The sequence below is a fragment of the Sphingopyxis macrogoltabida genome, assembly GCF_001314325.1.
GTDB lineage: Bacteria > Pseudomonadota > Alphaproteobacteria > Sphingomonadales > Sphingomonadaceae > Sphingopyxis > Sphingopyxis macrogoltabida.
Window position 1 is genome coordinate 2,209,468 of sequence record NZ_CP009429.1, and the last position, 16,640, is coordinate 2,226,107.

At 65.2% G+C, this 16,640-nt stretch carries 18 protein-coding genes and 1 pseudogene; 8 read left to right on the top strand and 11 right to left on the bottom strand.

The window, feature by feature from the left end; translation table 11 throughout:
• Positions 1–109: 109 nt before the first annotated feature.
• Positions 110–490 (top strand): annotated as a pseudogene (locus LH19_RS29855) (c-type cytochrome); the annotation flags it as partial.
• A gap of 82 nt (positions 491–572) precedes the next feature.
• Here LH19_RS29855 and LH19_RS29425 read toward each other — a convergent pair.
• Both LH19_RS29425 and LH19_RS11020 read right to left on the bottom strand, forming a co-directional pair.
• The gene (locus LH19_RS29425) at positions 573–1,235 is read right to left on the bottom strand and encodes a cytochrome b (protein ID WP_054727875.1); all 663 of its coding nucleotides are present in this window, start codon (positions 1,233–1,235) and stop codon (positions 573–575) included.
• Positions 1,232–1,891, bottom strand: coding sequence for a cytochrome c oxidase assembly protein (locus LH19_RS11020; RefSeq protein WP_234716143.1), 660 nt, complete (start codon positions 1,889–1,891; stop codon positions 1,232–1,234). Before LH19_RS11020 ends, LH19_RS29425 begins: the two co-directional genes overlap by 4 nt.
• Before the next feature lie 146 nt (positions 1,892–2,037).
• Here LH19_RS11020 and LH19_RS11025 point away from each other — a divergent pair, with 146 nt between their 5' ends.
• Both LH19_RS11025 and LH19_RS11030 read left to right on the top strand, forming a co-directional pair.
• Positions 2,038–2,484: a DUF2231 domain-containing protein gene (locus LH19_RS11025; protein ID WP_054733381.1), complete on the top strand. Its 447-nt coding sequence runs from the start codon at positions 2,038–2,040 to the stop codon at positions 2,482–2,484.
• Complete coding sequence (locus LH19_RS11030) at positions 2,481–3,827, top strand: PQQ-dependent sugar dehydrogenase (RefSeq protein WP_054727880.1); 1,347 nt, start codon at positions 2,481–2,483, stop codon at positions 3,825–3,827. The genes LH19_RS11025 and LH19_RS11030 overlap by 4 nt, the downstream gene beginning before the upstream one ends.
• Here LH19_RS11030 and LH19_RS11035 read toward each other — a convergent pair whose 3' ends face one another.
• From LH19_RS11035 to LH19_RS11045, 3 genes are read right to left on the bottom strand one after another with little or no spacing between them, the layout of a single operon-like run.
• The gene (locus tag LH19_RS11035) at positions 3,828–4,433 is read right to left on the bottom strand and encodes a DedA family protein (RefSeq protein ID WP_054727882.1); all 606 of its coding nucleotides are present in this window, start codon (positions 4,431–4,433) and stop codon (positions 3,828–3,830) included.
• Positions 4,430–6,742, bottom strand: coding sequence for an FdhF/YdeP family oxidoreductase (locus LH19_RS11040; protein ID WP_054727884.1), 2,313 nt, complete (start codon positions 6,740–6,742; stop codon positions 4,430–4,432). The genes LH19_RS11035 and LH19_RS11040 overlap by 4 nt, the downstream gene beginning before the upstream one ends.
• A gap of 2 nt (positions 6,743–6,744) precedes the next feature.
• Entirely contained in the window at positions 6,745–7,827 is a 1,083-nt protein-coding gene (locus LH19_RS11045; protein WP_054727887.1) for a catalase family protein, read from the bottom strand.
• Positions 7,828–8,066: 239 nt separating this feature from the next.
• On the opposite strand from LH19_RS11045, the gene LH19_RS11050 reads away from it, so the two are divergent.
• The 3 genes from LH19_RS11050 (at position 8,067) to LH19_RS11060 (ending at position 11,301) form a co-directional block, all read left to right on the top strand.
• On the top strand, positions 8,067–9,116 hold the full coding sequence (locus tag LH19_RS11050; RefSeq protein WP_205626795.1) for a flavodoxin family protein: 1,050 nt from the start codon (positions 8,067–8,069) through the stop codon (positions 9,114–9,116).
• Between the two features lie 132 nt (positions 9,117–9,248).
• Positions 9,249–10,133 (top strand): hypothetical protein, encoded by an 885-nt coding sequence (locus tag LH19_RS11055; protein ID WP_054727891.1) that lies wholly within the window; start codon positions 9,249–9,251, stop codon positions 10,131–10,133.
• Positions 10,134–10,287: 154 nt separating this feature from the next.
• Positions 10,288–11,301: a cation diffusion facilitator family transporter gene (locus tag LH19_RS11060; protein ID WP_054727893.1), complete on the top strand. Its 1,014-nt coding sequence runs from the start codon at positions 10,288–10,290 to the stop codon at positions 11,299–11,301.
• Here LH19_RS11060 and LH19_RS11065 read toward each other — a convergent pair.
• Genes LH19_RS11065 through LH19_RS11075 form a run of 3 tightly spaced genes read right to left on the bottom strand, consistent with a single transcriptional unit; the run spans position 11,298 to position 14,309 of the window.
• Positions 11,298–12,371, bottom strand: coding sequence for a sensor histidine kinase (locus LH19_RS11065; RefSeq protein WP_234716144.1), 1,074 nt, complete (start codon positions 12,369–12,371; stop codon positions 11,298–11,300). The genes LH19_RS11060 and LH19_RS11065 overlap by 4 nt on opposite strands.
• Positions 12,368–12,814 carry a response regulator gene (locus tag LH19_RS11070; RefSeq protein WP_054727895.1) on the bottom strand — a complete coding sequence of 149 codons (447 nt, stop codon included), beginning with the start codon at positions 12,812–12,814 and terminating at the stop codon, positions 12,368–12,370. Before LH19_RS11070 ends, LH19_RS11065 begins: the two co-directional genes overlap by 4 nt.
• Positions 12,807–14,309 (bottom strand): sensor histidine kinase, encoded by a 1,503-nt coding sequence (locus LH19_RS11075; RefSeq protein WP_054727897.1) that lies wholly within the window; start codon positions 14,307–14,309, stop codon positions 12,807–12,809. Before LH19_RS11075 ends, LH19_RS11070 begins: the two co-directional genes overlap by 8 nt.
• A 265-nt stretch (positions 14,310–14,574) precedes the next feature.
• Here LH19_RS11075 and LH19_RS11080 point away from each other — a divergent pair, with 265 nt between their 5' ends.
• Positions 14,575–14,928 carry a response regulator gene (locus tag LH19_RS11080; protein ID WP_054727899.1) on the top strand — a complete coding sequence of 118 codons (354 nt, stop codon included), beginning with the start codon at positions 14,575–14,577 and terminating at the stop codon, positions 14,926–14,928.
• 18 nt (positions 14,929–14,946) lie between these two features.
• Here the strand turns inward: LH19_RS11080 and LH19_RS11085 are convergent, their stop codons facing one another.
• Complete coding sequence (locus LH19_RS11085; protein WP_054727901.1) at positions 14,947–15,204, bottom strand: hypothetical protein; 258 nt, start codon at positions 15,202–15,204, stop codon at positions 14,947–14,949.
• Positions 15,205–15,333: 129 nt separating this feature from the next.
• Here LH19_RS11085 and LH19_RS11090 point away from each other — a divergent pair, with 129 nt between their 5' ends.
• The gene (locus LH19_RS11090; RefSeq protein WP_054727902.1) at positions 15,334–15,549 is read left to right on the top strand and encodes a hypervirulence associated TUDOR domain-containing protein; all 216 of its coding nucleotides are present in this window, start codon (positions 15,334–15,336) and stop codon (positions 15,547–15,549) included.
• A 68-nt stretch (positions 15,550–15,617) separates the two neighbouring features.
• Here the strand turns inward: LH19_RS11090 and LH19_RS11095 are convergent, their stop codons facing one another.
• Together LH19_RS11095 and LH19_RS11100 are read right to left on the bottom strand one after the other, a co-directional pair.
• On the bottom strand, positions 15,618–16,103 hold the full coding sequence (locus tag LH19_RS11095; protein WP_054727905.1) for a CinA family protein: 486 nt from the start codon (positions 16,101–16,103) through the stop codon (positions 15,618–15,620).
• 1 nt (position 16,104) lies between these two features.
• On the bottom strand, positions 16,105–16,605 hold the full coding sequence (locus tag LH19_RS11100) for a hemerythrin domain-containing protein (protein WP_054727907.1): 501 nt from the start codon (positions 16,603–16,605) through the stop codon (positions 16,105–16,107).
• Positions 16,606–16,640 lie beyond the last annotated feature (35 nt).

Genomic DNA, 16,640 nt, shown 5'->3' on the forward strand with positions numbered 1-16,640 from the left:
TGGTTCCCGATGCGTGCGCAAAGCCCCGCTTCTCCTCCTCTTGCTTCTGCCAGCATGCCATGCGCCGGCACCGCCCGATCGGTTTCGCGCGAGCGGAGAGACGATCGCCATGAGCGGCGGCGACGCGGGCGCCGAGGCGGCCTGCTTCACCTGTCACGGACTGAAAGGCGAAGGCGACGGGCGCGACACGCCGCGCCTCGCCGGGCTTGATGCGGGCTATCTCCACCGCCAGCTCGACGATTATGCGAACGGTCGCCGCGAGCATCCGGCGATGCGAGCAATCGCCCGCAAGCTCAGCGACAACGACCGCTCGAAGGTGTCGGCTTTCTACGCAGCGCGGCAGCCGGTAGCCTGGCCTGTCGAAGCCGGAATTTCGGCGGGCGCCCGTCTCTACCACGAGGGCGATCCCGCGCGCGGGCTCCCGTCCTGCGCCTCGTGCCACGGTATTGGCGGCGGGGGCGATGCCGCCAACCCGCCGCTTGCCGGTCAGCCCGCCGCCTATATCGCCGGTCAGCTTCACGCCTGGCGCGAGGCGAAACGCTACAATGATCCGCTCGGCGAGATGCGCCGTGTCAGCCGCCTGCTCTCGCCCGCCGAGCGGGCGGCGGTGTCCCGTCATGCGGCGTCGTTTCCGCTCCGTCCTCCGGAAGCTCGGGCAACATCCCCCGCAATACATCGTGCCGATCCCAGAAATGATGTTTCAGAGCCGCGCCCACGTGCAACGGGATCATCGCGACAAGAAGAATGATCAGAAGCGCGTGGATGCCTTCCGCCCAGTCGAGAATCCACCATTGGAATCCTTTATCCAGACTGTCGAAGGGCATGTGCGGCCAGGGGAGGATCCCCGCGACTTCGAGCGGCTCGCCGCCGACCACCGACCACATCGCCCAGCCGGAGAGCGGAAGACCGAAAAAGCAGACGTAGAAGAGGATGTGCGTGACATAGGCCGCCACCGTCTGCCAGCCGAGGCGGTCGGCATCGTTGACCGGTCCCGGCACGATCATCCGCCAGATCGCGCGGAGCGCGGCAAGCACGAGCATCAGCAGGCCGAGTTCGGCGTGAACCCGAAACGCCTCCAGCTTGTCGCCGCCCGCATCGATGCGGCTCATTCGCCAGCCCCAGCCGAGCTGGAACAGGATGAGCGCAGCCATAGTCCAATGGAATATCTGACCCACAGGCGAATAGCGCCCGTCAGCGGCATAACGCGCCGCCCACGCCTTGATCGCCTCGATCACTCTGCCACCCGCGGCGGCTCGCCGAGGAGGTGCCAGCCCGTCCAGAGCGCCGCGCCGAGGTAGAGAAGTGCGGCGGGCGCCCACATGATGAGCCCCGCGAGTTGCTGATCTTCGAGCGGTCCCAGGCCCCATGCCATCGTCGTCGCAAGATGGGGCGCGTAAAGCGGTGTCCCCGCGAAGGTGATGAGCGCCCCGAGCAGACCCATCTGCACCATCATCGCTAGCAGGAGGCCGATCGCGAGCGGCGGCGACGATGATCGGAGCGACGCCCAGAATGCGGTCGCGGTCGCGAGCAACGAAAGCTGCATCAACCAGAAAGCACCGTCACTCGCCAAAGCGAGAGCATAGGGCGTCGGCGCATGCCAGACCCAGAAGGCGAGGATGTGCGCGGCCGCCCATAGCGATGCACCGCCGCGCGGCCGAAGCCGCGGCAGGCCGAACGCAAACAGCGGAGCCGCGAGTGCGGTCAGGATGATATGATGCGCGACGCGCACCGAGAAGAGCGCGGACGAAAGAGCGCACAGCGGCGACACGAACAGCAGGACGATCAGGGCGAACCCGGCCCAAAAAGGGCCGCGGGCCTGCTGCCGCATCGCGATCAGCGCCGCGGCGCCCAGCGCCGCGAGCAGCCCGGGATCGAGATTCCAGCGCAGCATCCAGTCAGCCGGGATCGGCGCGGGACCACAATAAGGAATCGAGGACGGATCCATCCAATTGCCAACGTCGCGCCCGGCGCGCGGGTTCCGGGAAACTATTGGGCGGTCGGCGCATTATCCAGACGGGGGCCTGCATGGAGATCAATATGGCAACGGCCCCATCGCCTTTCACCGACCCGCCCTATCGCCGACACGCGCCCCATCCGCTGCACGCCATTCTCCTCGCCTTTCCGGTCGCCCTGTTCAGCAGCGCGCTCCTTTCCGACATCACCTATCTCAACAGCGCCGAGATGCAGTGGAGCAATTTCTCGGCCTGGTTGATCACGGGCGGGCTGATATTCGGGGCTCCCGTGCTCCTATGGTCCGCCATTGCCCTCTTCCGTGACCGGAAGCGGCCCACGCAGACGCCCGCTGTCGCCTATTTCCTCCTGATTCTCGTCATGTGGATCGCGGGCCTCGTCAACGCCTTCAAGCATAGCCAGGATGCCTGGAGTTCGGTCGGCACGACCGGCGTGACACTCTCGGTTCTATCCACACTTGCAGCGATCGCCGCCGCCTGGCTTCTCCACGCTGTAAAGGAGCCGCGCGCATGAACCGCCAGACCTCCCTCGGCCTCGTCGCTGCCGCGGCGCTGGCGGCCGCGCTCTCCGGCTGCGGCAAAGGCGATGAAAAGCTCGACCAGACGGGTGCCAGCCCGAACCTGCCGAAGATCGACGAGACGCTCGTCCCGCCGATGAAGATCGCCAAGCCTGCAGGCTGGAACGGCGAGCTTCCGACCGTTCCAGCAGGTTTCACGATCACGCCGGTCGCCACCGACCTCAAGATTCCGCGGCAGATCCTCATCCTCCCCAATGGCGACATTCTCGTCGCCGAAGGGTCGGGCGGCCATGCACCGAAGCTCCGCCCGAAGGACGTGATCGCGGGTTATATCAAGAGCCTTGGAAAATCCTCGGTGAAGGGCGGCGACCGCATCACCTTGCTTCGCGATACGAACGGCGACGGTAAACCTGAACTTCGCACGAGCTTCATCGAGGATCTCGACGCGCCCTATGGCCTCGCGCTCTTCGGAAATGACCTCTATGTCGCCAACCAGGGCGCGCTGCTGCGCTTCGCCTATACGCCGGGCGCGACGCGTATCGCCGGCAAGGGCGAGGAAGTGACCAAGCTTCCGGCGGCGATCAATCATCACTGGACGAAATCGCTCGCCGCGAGCGCGGACGGGACGAAGCTCTATGTCGGCATCGGCTCGAACAGCAACATCGGCGAGCGGGGGATGAGCATCGAGGAAGATCGCGCGGTCGTCTGGGAAGTCGATGCCGCCACCGGCGCGAGCCGCATCTTCGTCTCGGGCATCCGCAACCCGACCGCCCTCGCCTTCGAGCCATCGTCGAACATCCTCTGGGCGGTAGTGAACGAACGCGACGAGCTTGGCGCCGAGCTGGTGCCCGATTATCTGACCTCGGTGCGCGAGGGTGCATTTTATGGCTGGCCCTACAGCTATTGGGGACGCCATCCCGACCCGCGCGTCCATCCGCAAAAGCCCGAACTCGTCAAAACGGCAGTCACTCCCGATTATGCGCTTGGTTCGCATGTGGCGCCGCTCGGGCTGAGCTTCGCGACCGAAGGCGGTCTGCCGGGCTATGAGACGGGCGCATTCGTCGGAGAACATGGCAGCTGGAACCGCCAGACTCTCGCCGGCTACAAGGTCAGCTTCATCCCCTTCGCGAACGGACGCCCTGCCGGCAAGCCGAAGGATTTTGTGACCGGCTTCATCAAGGATGGCAAGGCGCGCGGGCGCCCGGTCGGCGTCACCTGGGACCCGGCGCGCGGTGCCCTCTGGATCGCCGACGACCTTTCGAACACGGTGTGGCGCGTCACCGGCCCCCGCGCACTCGCGATGCGATCGCCGGTTTCCCCAGCGGCCGGTCAGAAATGATCAGCTGGCGCCGCCCGGCTTGAAGCGGATCACGCGCCAGACATAATAAGCGAAAAGCGCTGCCATGATCGCGGTGCTCACCGGGCCGACCCACGTCTCGACGCCCTCGAAGCGCTCGGCGAGCAGATAGCCCGCGATCGCGAGCGCAGCGGTCCAGACGCCTGCGCCGAGCGCCGACAGCAGGAGGAAGCGCGCCGGCGGCATCGCGAAGATGCCGGCCGGGATCGAAATGAGCGTACGAAGTCCGGGAATGAGATGGGCGAGCGGCACCGCCCATGTGCCGTGGCGGCAGAACCAGCGCTCGATACGCGCGATATCGTCGCCGCTGAGCGTGATCCAGCGTCCGTGACGATCGGCCCAGCGGCGAAGCCGCTCGTCGCCGATCCTGCGCGCGATCATGTACCAGAAGAGTGCTCCCAGAAGGGTACCGGCCAGCCCTGCGGCGATCACCAAGGGCAGGCTGTAGCGCCCATCGGCGGCGCCGAAGCCCGCGAGCGGCATGATGACCTCCGACGGGATCGGCGGGAAGACATTTTCGAGAAACATGAGAAGGACAATGCCGGCATAGCCCATCGTCTCGACGAGGTCCGTGATCCAGTCGGTCATGCGGCGGCTCCCTCATCGCGATTCCCTCGGACGATCCGCACCGGCACCGATTTGGCGGCGGGCACATGGCTCTCCTCGGCATGATGATCGAGCGGCATCAGCAGATTGCATTCGGGATAATAGGCGCCGAGGCAGCCGCGCGGGATCGCATAGGGGGTCGCGATCAGACCATCGCGTCGGCGTCGCCTCCCGTCGCCGGCGTCGCTCTCGAGCGCGACGATCTCGCCTTCGGCGATCCCGGCCTCCGCCATGTCCTCGGCGTTGATGAACAATATGTCGCGCGTTCCTTTCACGCCGCGAAAGCGGTCGTGATAGCCATAGATCGTGGTATTAAACTGGTCGTTCGAGCGCAGCGTCGTAAGCCGGAACCGGCCCGGGACATCGGCAAAGCCTGCAGCGGACAGCCCGGAAGGCGCATGAAATTCGGCCTTGCCGCTCTTCGTTTCCCAGATGCGTTCGGCGGCATTGTTGCCCTTCCAGAAGCCGCCGGGCGTGAAGAGCCGCCGCTCATAATCGCCGAAGATGTCGGGATAGGTCTCCGAGATCGCCGCGCGGATGCGGCTGTAGTCCGCCACCCATGCGTCCCAGTCGAGCCTGGGATTGGGGGGCAGGATGCGCTTGGCGATCGCCGCGACGATCGCGGGTTCGGACAGGAGATGCGGGCTCGCGGGCGTCACCTTGCCGCGCGACCCATGAATGCAGCTCGTCGAATCCTCGACCGAGACGGCCTGCGGTCCGCTCGCCTGGACGTCGCGCTCGATCCGGCCGAGACATGGAAGAAGAAAAGCCTGCTTGCCCGGGAAGAGATGGTTGCGGTTGAGCTTCGTCGCGATCTGCACCGAAAGGTCGAGGCTGGGCCAAGCCGCTTCCATAGCTTCGGTTTCGGGTACGGCCCGCAGGAAATTGCCACCCAGCCCGACAAAGCCCCGCACCGAGCCATCGATGATGCCGCGGCAGGTGCCGACCGTATCGAGCCCTTTCTTGCGCGGCGCGGTGAAGCCATATTGCGCCTCGAGCCGCTCGACAGGCACGAGCTCGGTCTTTTCGGTGATGCCGACGGTGCGCTGCCCCTGCACGTTCGAATGTCCGCGCACCGGCGTCGGGCCGGCGCCGGGCTTGCCGATGTTGCCGCGCAGCAACAGGAGATTGACGACCATGCGGACATTCTCGACGCCCTTCACATGCTGCGTCAGTCCCATGCCGTAGATCGCCATGACCGCGCCCGCGCCCGCATAGACACGCGCCGCCGCCTCGAGGTCGGCGCGCGGCAGACCGGTTTCGGCCTCGATGTCGCCCCACTCGGCTGCCCGCACCGCATCGGCGAATTCGTCGAAGCCGACCGTATGGCCGGCAAGAAATGCATGATCGAGCACTTCGGGCTTGCCGGCGGCGCGCGCCTTTTCGTCCCACAACAATAGATATTTGGCGATCCCGGTCATCGCCGCGATATCGCTGCCCGCGCGCAGCTGGTGATATTGGGTCGAGATGGACGTTTCCGTGAGGGTCAGCATCTCGGCCGGGTTCTGCGGATCGGTGAAGCGTTCTAGGCCGCGCTCGCGCAAGGGGTTGAAGGTCACGATCTCGACCCCGCGCTTTCGGCAGGCGCGCAAATTATGGAGCATGCGCGGCGCATTCGAGCCGACATTCTGACCGAAGAAGAAGATCGCGTCGGTCTTATCGAAATCCTCGATCCGCGTCGTGCCGACCGGCACGCCAAGCGCCGCCTTCAACCCGACCGACGTCGATTCATGGCACATGTTCGAGCTGTCGGGGAGGTTCTGGTTCCCGTACATCCGCGCCATGAGGCCATACATATAGGAGGCTTCGAGACTGGTCCGGCCCGAGGAATAAAAGGCGACCGCGGCGGGATCGAGCGGGCGCAGCGCGGCGCCGATCGCGTCGAAGGCCTCTTCCCAGCTGCAGGCTACATATTTGTCGGTTGCCGCATCATAGCGAAGCGGATGCGTGAGCCGCCCCTGCTGCTCGAGATCGTAATCCGTCCAGCCGCGCAGCTCCGACAGGCTGTGCTTCTCGAAAAACTCCGGCGTCGTGCGGCGTCGCGTCAGTTCCCAGGCGGTGGCCTTCGCGCCTTCTTCGCAGAATTCGGCGGGATGATGATCGGCGGGCTTGGGCCAAGCGCAGCTCACGCACATGAAGCCTTGCGGCTTGTTCTGGCGTAGCAGCTCCCGGTACCCGCGCGCGTCGATGCGCTCGCGGGTCAGGATATCGGCGAGCGAGCGGACCGATCCCCAGCCACCCGCGGGCCCGCCGAAGCTGTAGATATGAGGCCGGTCGCCGCGCTGCCCCATCGTCAGACCGTGACCCGCGATGGCTCATGATAGGGGCAGGCGTTGAACGCGGCGCGGAAGTCGGCGCTGTGCCGGTAGGTGTCGCGCCGCGCGCGGTTGATGTTGCCGAGCGGACGGTGCGCCTCGAGCCCGGTCCAGACCGAGAAGCGCATCGCCTCGTCGACATGCGAACGGCGGCTCGCCTCCCAGCTGTCCTGCACACGGGTGCGAAGAAGCGCGACGCGGCGGAACGGAAAGGCCTCCTCGTCCCATTCGACCGACGCATCCTCGACCGGCTGCTTAGCCAGGTCATGGCAGAGCTGGACCCGAAATTCCCAGAGCGCGTCGAACGCCGAAAGCTCGCGGCGCAACTCTTCGCGGATCGCATCCTCGCGCCCCGCGACGTCGATCGTCCGGCCGGTCAGCGCCGTCATTTCAGGCGCGAGCGGGGCGAGGCTGAACTTTGCGATATAATCGCCGAAGCGGAAGGCGGTCGCCGAATAATAGGTCTCGCCGAGCGGCTCGCTATTCGGCGCACCCCCGAGCGTATCGACCGCGGCGGGTGCATCGAGACCGACAGCCGCATAGGCGTGATGCACGCCGCGGAGCGCCGCCGATACGACCTTCTTCGTGCCCTCGAGGCGGTCGGTGGTCTTCGCGAGCAGCTTGAGGTTCGCGAGGAATTTGTCGGCGGTCTTCGCTTGGAAGATCGGGCCGTTGACGAGAATGAAGTCCTGCGCGCCGCCCTCGGCGCCGGCGAGCCGCGCGCCCTCCGCATCCTCGACCTTGATGGCGATACCGCGCGGCAGGCTGATCGCGTCGGGCAGGATATCGCCGGCATTGGTCGAGATACGGATCCAGGCGCGGTGCGCGCCCGGCACTGCGAACAGCCCTTGCGCCAGCTCATCGGGAAGGCCCTCGTCAACGACGAACTCGGCTTCGAGGATCGCGTGGGCCTTGGCATGAACCGCGCGCACGGCGTGACCATAATCTTCCGACGTCTTCTCGAGGATCGTATCGAAGGCCGCGTTGATGTCGGCGATCGTCTCTGTCTCGTCCGGTAAAGGGGTCTCGATAGCGGGGGTATAACGCACAGGGCTGGACATTGTCGTTCTCCATATCCCCGCTCCGGCCGGCTGGCCGCCTGCACTCAACGAGCGATAAGCCGGATGGATGCGGGCGGTTCGAAAAAGCCGTGGAGGCAAAATGGCGCGTCACGTCGCGCCAACGAAATCCGCCGGATAAGAAACCCGTTGCTTGCTAGGCGCGTGAGGCAACCGCCGGGCTTGCCGACCGTTTGCAGCCCATGGCCAAGTCCCTTGCCGTTCCGGCAGCCCGAAAAGGCATGCCCAGCCCCAAGCTGCGCAAGGCCGAGTTTCTCGCCCGCTATCTCGAGCAGTTTCGTGACGAAGGCTTCGACGCGGTCCGCGGCGAGCTAGATGGCATCGCAGCGATCGCCTGGGAGGCTTATCGCGACGAGCGCAAGAGTCCGCAAACGCGAAAGGCCGGCAAGGGCTTCGCCGACCCCGACTATGACCTCTCGATCGACTGGCTCGCCGCCCACGCGGCCGTCGAAGAGGCACGCAAGGTGCACGCGCGGGGAGATGGCCCTTGCCGCATCCTCATCGTCAACGGATCGGCGCGCTCGGAGCACACATGTCCCGGCGAAATGTCGAAGAGCTGGCGTATCGCGCAGATCGCCAAGCGCGTGTTCGATCAGAAGGATTTCGAGGTCGAGATGCTCGACCTTAGCCGCCTCAATTCCGAATATGGCCGCAATATCCACCCCTGCAAGGCCTGTTACTCCACCGCCGCGGCGCTCTGCCATTTCCCGTGCAGCTGCTATCCCAATCATTCGCTCGGCCAGACGCAGGACTGGATGAACGATATTTATCCGATGTGGATGCGCGCGCACGGCGTCTTCCTGATCTCGCCGGTCAACTGGTTCATGGCGAGCTCGCCGATCAAGCTGATGATGGACCGGATGGTGTGCATGGACGGCGCCAACCCCGACCCATCGTCGACCCATGGCAAGGAGGCGGGGGAAGCGAAGGCACTCGAACTCGCCGGCTGGGACTATCACCGCGAACTGGAAGGGCGGCTGTTCGCCGTTGTCGTGCACGGCGATGTCGAGGGCGCCGAGAATGTCCGCCGCTCGCTCTCCGACTGGATGACGTCGATCCATATGGTGCCCGCGGGTCCGCGCGCCGAGCTCGATCGCTACATCGGCTATTTCGAACCCTATGCGACGAGCCACGAGGCCTTCGACAGGGACAAGGCGATGCAGGGCGAGGTCCGAAATGCCGCCTTCACCCTTCTGGAGGCGGTGCGCGCCAAGCGCGCCGGCACGCAGGTCGCGGCAGGATCAAAACTGAAGCAGCCGCGCGACAAGTGAAGCGGCGCCCCGGCGCCCTGCGCCGGATCTGCCCCTCTCGGCACGCCCGCTTTCCGGCCCTTCCCGCACCGTGCTGCAACCAGCCGCCAACGCAGGTGTTTGTTTTGCATAAGAAACAAGGAGCATGTTCCCATGTCGCACAAGAAAATCTCCCTTCTCGCTGCAAGCGCGATGCTCGCGCTATCGCTTCCCGCCGCTGCGCAAACGGGCAGCGAGCAATCGCAGGATGCGCAGGAAAATCGCGTTGGCGCGATCATCGGCGCGCTGTTCGGCGATCGCCTCGGCGCCTCGACTTCGATCGAGCGGCAATGGGCCGCAGGGCGCAAGCCGCTTGCGACCCAGCAGAGCCAGTTCAACAGCCGCATCGACGCCGACGTCCGTTCGGGCGCGCTAACCACGAGCAATGGCTCGCGGATGAAGAGCGAATATGGCGAGCTCGTCGCGCTCGAGGCGCGTTTCGGGGCCGATGGCCGTTTCACGACGCAGGAACGCACCGAGCTCGGCGATCGCTACGGCGCCCTCACCCAGGCGCTGTCCGAAGGCGGCTATGGGGAGGATGCGCAAGATAGCCGCAGCGTCGCCGACGGGCGCGCCGAATTCGAACGCCGCGTCGATGCGGCCGTTTCGGCGCGGCGCCTCAGCCGAACCCAGGCGAGCGCGCTCAAGCGCGACTATGCCGCGCTGATCCAGATCGAAACCAGCTACGCGCGCGACGGCCTCAGCAGCCGCGAACGCGACGATCTCGATGCGCGCCTCGATGCGCTCGACGCGCGCGTCGGAGACACAGCCTATGGCGGTGATCCGGTCCTCGACAACCGCACGCGGCTTGCGAACGTCGAGCGCGCGCTCTCGGGCAGCGGTATCGGATCGACCGCGCAAGCGCAGATCCGCGTCGAGCTCGGCGATCTCACGCGGCTGGAGGCGGCTTATGCTAAGACATCGCCGAGCAGTGACGACCGGGCTTATATCGAGCGGCGTATCTCCGACCTCGAAACACGCGCACGCGTACGGCGCTAGTCGCGCTGCGCCGAGGCGGCCATAGGCGATGCGAACGCGTTCCGGGAACGTGAGACTTCGCCGGGCGTAGCGCTTCCATGACGCTTCGCATCGCCCGCCCCTCGCCCTGTAAGGCAACTGCCCTGGCTGGTGCAGTCAGCGCGATCGTCGGCCGATGGTAGGCCAACCGCAAACCGGAGAATCTCGCTCGCCGGCGCATCATATCAGGGCGAACATCGTACTCTATGGAGCGCTCTTCGCCAATTTGGGCATTGCCGTCGCCAAATTCGTCGCGGCGGCCATCAGCGGCTCCTCGTCGATGCTTTCGGAAGGGGTCCATTCGCTCGTCGACAGCGGCAACCAGATGCTGCTTCTCTACGGTCAGGCGAAGGCTAAACGTCCGGCCGACAATCGCCATCCCTTCGGCTATGGCCGCGAGCTCTATTTTTGGGCGTTCGTGGTCGCAATCCTCATCTTCGCCGTCGGCGCCGGAATTTCCATTTATGAAGGCTGGATCCACTACCGCGATCCCGAGCCGCTGCGCGATCCCACGATCAACTATGTCGTGCTCGCCATTGCCTTTCTGCTCGAGGGAGGGTCGTGGACGATCGCGGTGCGCGAATTCAACGCCGGGCGGCGCGGCCTTGGCTGGTGGGCCGCCGTGCGGCGATCGAAGGATCCGGCAGGCTTCATCGTGTTGTTCGAGGACAGCGCCGCGCTCGGCGGGCTCGCAATCGCCGCCGGCGGCATCTGGCTGAGCCATGCGACCGGCGACCCCCGGATCGACGGGATCGCCTCGATGGCGATCGGCGCAATCCTAGCGGCGGTCGCGATCCTTCTCGCACGGGAAGCGAAGGAGCTGTTAATCGGCGAAGCGGCGGATCCCGAACTGATCGCGCGCATCTGGGCCATCGTCGAGCGGCACCCTGAAATTACCGCGGTCAATCATGTGCGGACGATCCACACCGCGCCCAATTCGATCTTCGTCGCGGTGAGCGCCGACTTCGAGGATCATCTCGCCATGGGCGAGGCCGAGACGCTGGTCGAGGCCATCGAGACCGAGCTCAAGGCGGCGTCGAGCGATATCAGCTCGATCTATATCCGGCCTGAAAAGCAGTCCGATGCGCTCGTCCAGCCGCGCCCGTCGGCGGCGCCCGATCCCGCGCCGAGGTTTCCCGGCAAAAGCTAGGCTTTGAGTTCGCCGGGTCGCAACTGAATCCTGATGACCGCGCTTGTTCCCGGCAAATCGCGCGAGGCATCGACCGCGCCGTAAGTCACGCCGGCCTTGTGGGTCCGCGCCAGCGCTTCGATGAGGCGCGTACCGAGACCCGTGCCGCGCGCTGTCCCGTCCGCCGGCATCCCGGCCCCGTCGTCGACAACCGCGAGTTCGAGCGATGTCTCGTCGGCCCTGCGAAGCGATATCCGGATCTCGCCATCATGGCTGTCGCTATAGGCATATTTGCAGGCATTGCTGACCCATTCATTGGCAATCATGCCGAGCGCCACCGCCTTGTCGGTGGCGACACGCATGGGCTCCACGTTCGCGATCACGCGTCGCGCCGCGACACCCGTCGACCAGGTCGCCGTGAGATCTTCGGCGAGGCCGCCGAGATAATCGTCCATCGCCACATATTCGACGTCGTCGGTCGTATAGAGGCGCCGGTTGACTTGCGCGACCGTCGCGATCCGTTGCTGCGTCTTCTGCAGCGCCTCGCGGGCCGCGGGATCGGCGAGCGTCTTCGTCTGGAGGGCGACGAAAGACATCACCATCTGGAGATTGTTCGCGACGCGGTGGTTCACTTCCTTGAGCAGCGCCTCGAGCCGGGCATTGGTCGCGCGAAGCTCGGTTTCCGCCTCCGCCCGAGCGCGGCGAAGCTGCGCGCGTTCGAGCACCTGCTCGAAACTGGAAGCCAAGAGATCGAAGAAATCCTCGCCGACCGACTTCACCACATAATCGTCGGCGCCCGACTTCAGCGCCGCGACGGCGATGCGGCTTTCCTCGGAACCCGTCACATAGACGACGGGCGGGCAGTCGCTGAGCGCGCGAAGGGCCTCGAGCGTCGCAAGACCGTCCTGCCCGGGCATATAATGATCGACGGCAATGAGATCGAAGGCGGAGACCTTCGCCATATCGACGCCCTCGCCGCCGCTCGCCGCGAGGCTGACCTCGTAGCCTTTCCGGCCAAGCGCGCGCGACGCAAGCCGCCGCATGCCATCGTCGTCATCGATATAGAGGATGTGGGCCAGGGCGGGTCTCAAACCGGATCCGGATCGGGGACCTGGATCACTGACAGGAAGAGACCGAGCTGGCGGATGGCGTCGGCGAAATTCTCGTAGTTCACCGGCTTGGTAATGTAGACGTTGCAGCCGAGATCATAGCAGCGCTGGATCTCGACCTTGTCGTCGGTGGTCGTGAGCACGACGACGGGTGTGCGGCGGAGCGGACTGCCGTCGGCCTTCAGCTTGGCGAGAATGTCGGTCCCGCTCATGTCGGGCAGATTGAGGTCGAGGAGCACGAGCGCGGGGCCGTTGCGGACAGGGCCGTCCGCTGCATCGTAGAGGAAGTCGAGCGCCGATGTGCCGTCGAGGAAGTGATGGATCTTGTTCGAGATGCCGGCGCGCCGGATATTCTTCTCGATGAGGCGCGCGTGCCCCTCGTCGTCCTCGATCATCACGATGTTGACGGGCAATTGGTCAGGCATCTTCTTCTCCGTTTTGCCACACGAGGGGCAGGATCAGCCGAAAGGTGGAACCCGCACCGAGTTCGGACTGGATTTCGATATTACCGCCGAGGCGATAGGCAAGCGCGCGGGCGTGGGCAAGGCCGATCCCCTCGCCTTGCTGGTCCTGCACACCGGACCTCCGGAAGAGGTCGAATACGCGCTCATGATCGCGGGGCTCGATGCCCCGGCCATTGTCGGCGACCGAGACCCATGCGCGTCCGAGATCCGTTCCGCCGTCGACCCGGATGATGCCGGCCCGCCCCGGCTGCAAATATTTGAGGGCATTCTCTACGAGGTTCGAGAGGATCTGCTCGACCGCGACCCGGTCGTTGATCACGGTCGGCAGGTCCGACACTTCAACCGTGGTACCGGTCTCGTCGATGCGGTGTTGGAGGCTGCCAACTATCGCGCGCACGAGGTCGCCGAGCGCAAGCGTCTCGGGTGCGAGCATGCGGCGGCCTTGGCGCGAGAGATTGAGGATCGCGTTGATCAGCCGGTCCATCTTCTGCGTCGACGTGCGGATGAAGCCGATCGATTCCGGCAGATCTTCCTCGATCGCGAGCCGGGTCGCGGCATCGGGCGCCTGCCAGCCCTGCGCATCCCCCTGCTCGAGATAGCCCGAGATCGCCTTGCGCGCGGTCTCGAGTTCGGCGGTGAAGCCCATCACATTGACGAGCGGCGAGCGGAGATCGTGCGACACGATATAGGCGAAGCGCTGGATCTCGGCATTGGCGCGCTTGAGTTCGCCCGTGCGTGCATCGACCAGCTCCTCAAGCCCTTCGTTGAGACGGCGCAGTTCCGCCCGCGAGGCGCGGAGTTCGACAAGATTGTTGCGGACGAGGAGCAGCGTCGCGGCGGCCACGACCACAAGGAGAATGCCGGTTCCGATCAGCGTCAGGGTGAACAGCGACTGGGTGCGTTGCTGCCGCGCTTCACGATTCTTGAGCAGGGCGAGCTCGCTCGCGAGCATCGTCTCGACGAGCGCGCGCGCGGCCCGCACTTCGAGCACCCCCTTGTCGTTCGTGAAGTCTGCGATCAGCGCTGCGCGGTCCGTGCCGCGCAGGCCGAGCGTCGCCCGGTAATGACGGCCATAAGCATCGAGATGCCCGCGAAGCCTTTCGGCGCGGCCGCGCTGGTTCGGATTGTCGCTGATCAGCGTCTCGAGCGATGCAAGCTGGGCGCGCGACCGGTCCTCGGCCTCGTCCATGATCGTCGAGAACGCCGGGTTCTGCGTAAGGATCAGTCCGCGGCGCGCGGTCTCCATCCGTTCTGTCGCGCTGGCAAAGGCGCCGAGATTGGCCTCCACCGCGAGCGTGTGTGCGACCATGCGCGCGTCGGCCTCATTTTGGCGCTGCACAAAAAATGCTGTCGATGCCGCAGCGAGGAGCGCGGCAAATCCAATGGTGAGGAGAATGATGATCAGGCGGCTCGCCCGCGTGTCGCGGCCCAGCGACGAGATCCTGGCCGATTCCATGTAAATGCCCCTCGGCCCCGGTCGATCAATTTCCGCCGTGCATGCACTGCCGCGCCCTTCGTGGCAAGCAGCCTCACCAACCCGGCCAGCCCTGAACGTGCCGAGTCCCGCGCGGGATTAACCTGGATCAATAGGATTTCGGATGAGTGTCGCCGAAGCGCTGGCGTAGGGGGGCGGCTGGGCGATTGAGGTCACCAGGATGAAGCGGGATGTCGAACGGTCATGATCGCGGTATAAGTGGCTCGCAGATTATAACGGGGAAGAGATGTCCAGGAGGATATTGATCGTCGAAGACGATCCGCTTGTCGCCATGATGCTGGAGGATGCGCTGGGCGCGCTGGGGCACGACATCGTCGGGGACGCTGGCGATATCGCCACGGCGCTCGGGCATATCGCGGCAGGCGGGTTCGATGCAGCGATCGTTGATGTGTATCTTGAAACGGGCTTGCCGTGCGATGCGGTCGCAGAGGCTCTTGCGGCGCGATCGATCCCTTTTCTCGTTGCGACCGGCGGTTTCGTCGGTCAGCCCGGACCGTGCTGGAACGACCGGCCGATCCTCGCGAAACCCTTCACCCTCGACAGCCTCGAAGCCGCGCTATCCGGCCTCGCGCAAACGTAGGCGAGCGCGCACCGGCGGTCAGAGCCCGGCTTTCTCGAGAGCGGCCGCGACCTCGCGGTCCAGTGCATTCGATCCCTTCGGCGTCGCGCGGTTCAGCAATGTCTGTATCCGCCTTTGCGCGACCTGCAGGGCCTTGTGGCGCACCTCGCGTTCGCGGTTCGTCCGCCAGGATCGGCTCTCGCCCAAAAGGGCGGCCCATTTCGCCTCTTCAGCGGCAAGTAGGGCGAGGGCAAGCCGCAGACCGTCGCGTTGTCCGCGTGCATGATCGTCATTCATCGAAGCCTCCCCACGTCACCGGCAATCGCAACGAAAGGGCCTGCGCCAGACGTCTTCCCACTCGCGGCTCCCTCTCCGGTAGGAACCTTTGCCGCGCACGCGGACTGTTTTGCGGAAAGGAGAGAAATCATGAAAGACGAACCCGAGAAAGGCGACGTGGTGACCTGGAAGAGCCACGGCGGACGCGCCGAGGGCAAGGTCGTGAAAAAAGTGACGAAAGCGATGGACATCAAGGGCCATCATGTCGCGGCATCGCCAGAAAACCCCGAATATCTGGTCGAAACGGCCGAAGGCAAGCGAGCGGCCCACAAGGCCGGCGCCTCGAAACGAAAAGAGCCGCGTTAAGGACGGCTGCCGAGCTCGGCCGAGCTGCGGCCTCCGGTCCCGCCCGCCGAAGCGCACGCGATCCTCGTTCACGAGGCCGCATCGATCATGATCTGGAGTGCTGCGGCGACCGCCTGATCGAGAACATTGCGGCGGCCGATATCGCCGAAGTGAAAATCCTCGACGTGTACGGCGTCGGCACTGGCCACACCGATGTAGACCAGACCGACTTCCTCACGACCTTCGCGAGGCCCACAAAATCCCGTCATCGAAACGGCAATATCGGCGCAGCTCTTGCCGAGGGCGCCCGTCGCCATCGCGGCCGCGACTTCGGGATTGACGGCGCCGCCCCGTTCGGCGTCTTTCCGAAAGACACCGAGCATCTCGCATTTGGCGTCGATCGAATAAGCGACGAAGCCGCGCTCGAGATGGGCTCCGAGCGCGGCATCGGCGGCGAAGATGGCTGCCAGCTGACCGCCTGTGCAGCTTTCGGCTGTCACGAACCGCAGCGTCTTCCCGGCGAGATGCCGGGCCAGCTTGCGCGTGCGCCGTTCGATCAGCGTAGCCGCGCTCACCTTACATGGTGGCGAGTTCGGCAGGCGGCAGCCCTGCGGTCTCGGCCTGGCGCTTCAGCTCTTCCTTCCGCGCGAGCATCCTCTCGCCTAGCGCGTCGAGGTCGACATCGGCGGCACGCGCCTGCTGGAACATATTGTCGTGCTGCTTTTCCTCTTCCTTCACATGGTGCTTGATCTCTTCGGACAGCACCGTGACCTTTGCCTCGAAAAATTCGTCGGCGGGTCCGGAGGCGACGATGTCGTTGATCAGGATCTTGGCGCCGTCATGCTCGACATAGGCCTCCTTCAGCAGGTCGTCGTCGATCTTTCCTTTGAGCGCCGGATAGAAGACTTCTTCCTCGATCTGCGCGTGAATCTTGAGTTCGGTGCAGATCCGGTCGGCGATCTTCGCCTTGCTGTCGCTCCCGCTGGCCTTCTCGAATTCCTCGAACAGGGCTTCGACCGCACGGTGGTCGGCCGCGAGGATATGGGTGGCGTCGGTGTCGATTTCGGTCGGTTTCATGGCAGTCTCCATCGTCGTGCCCCGCGCCTGTTCAG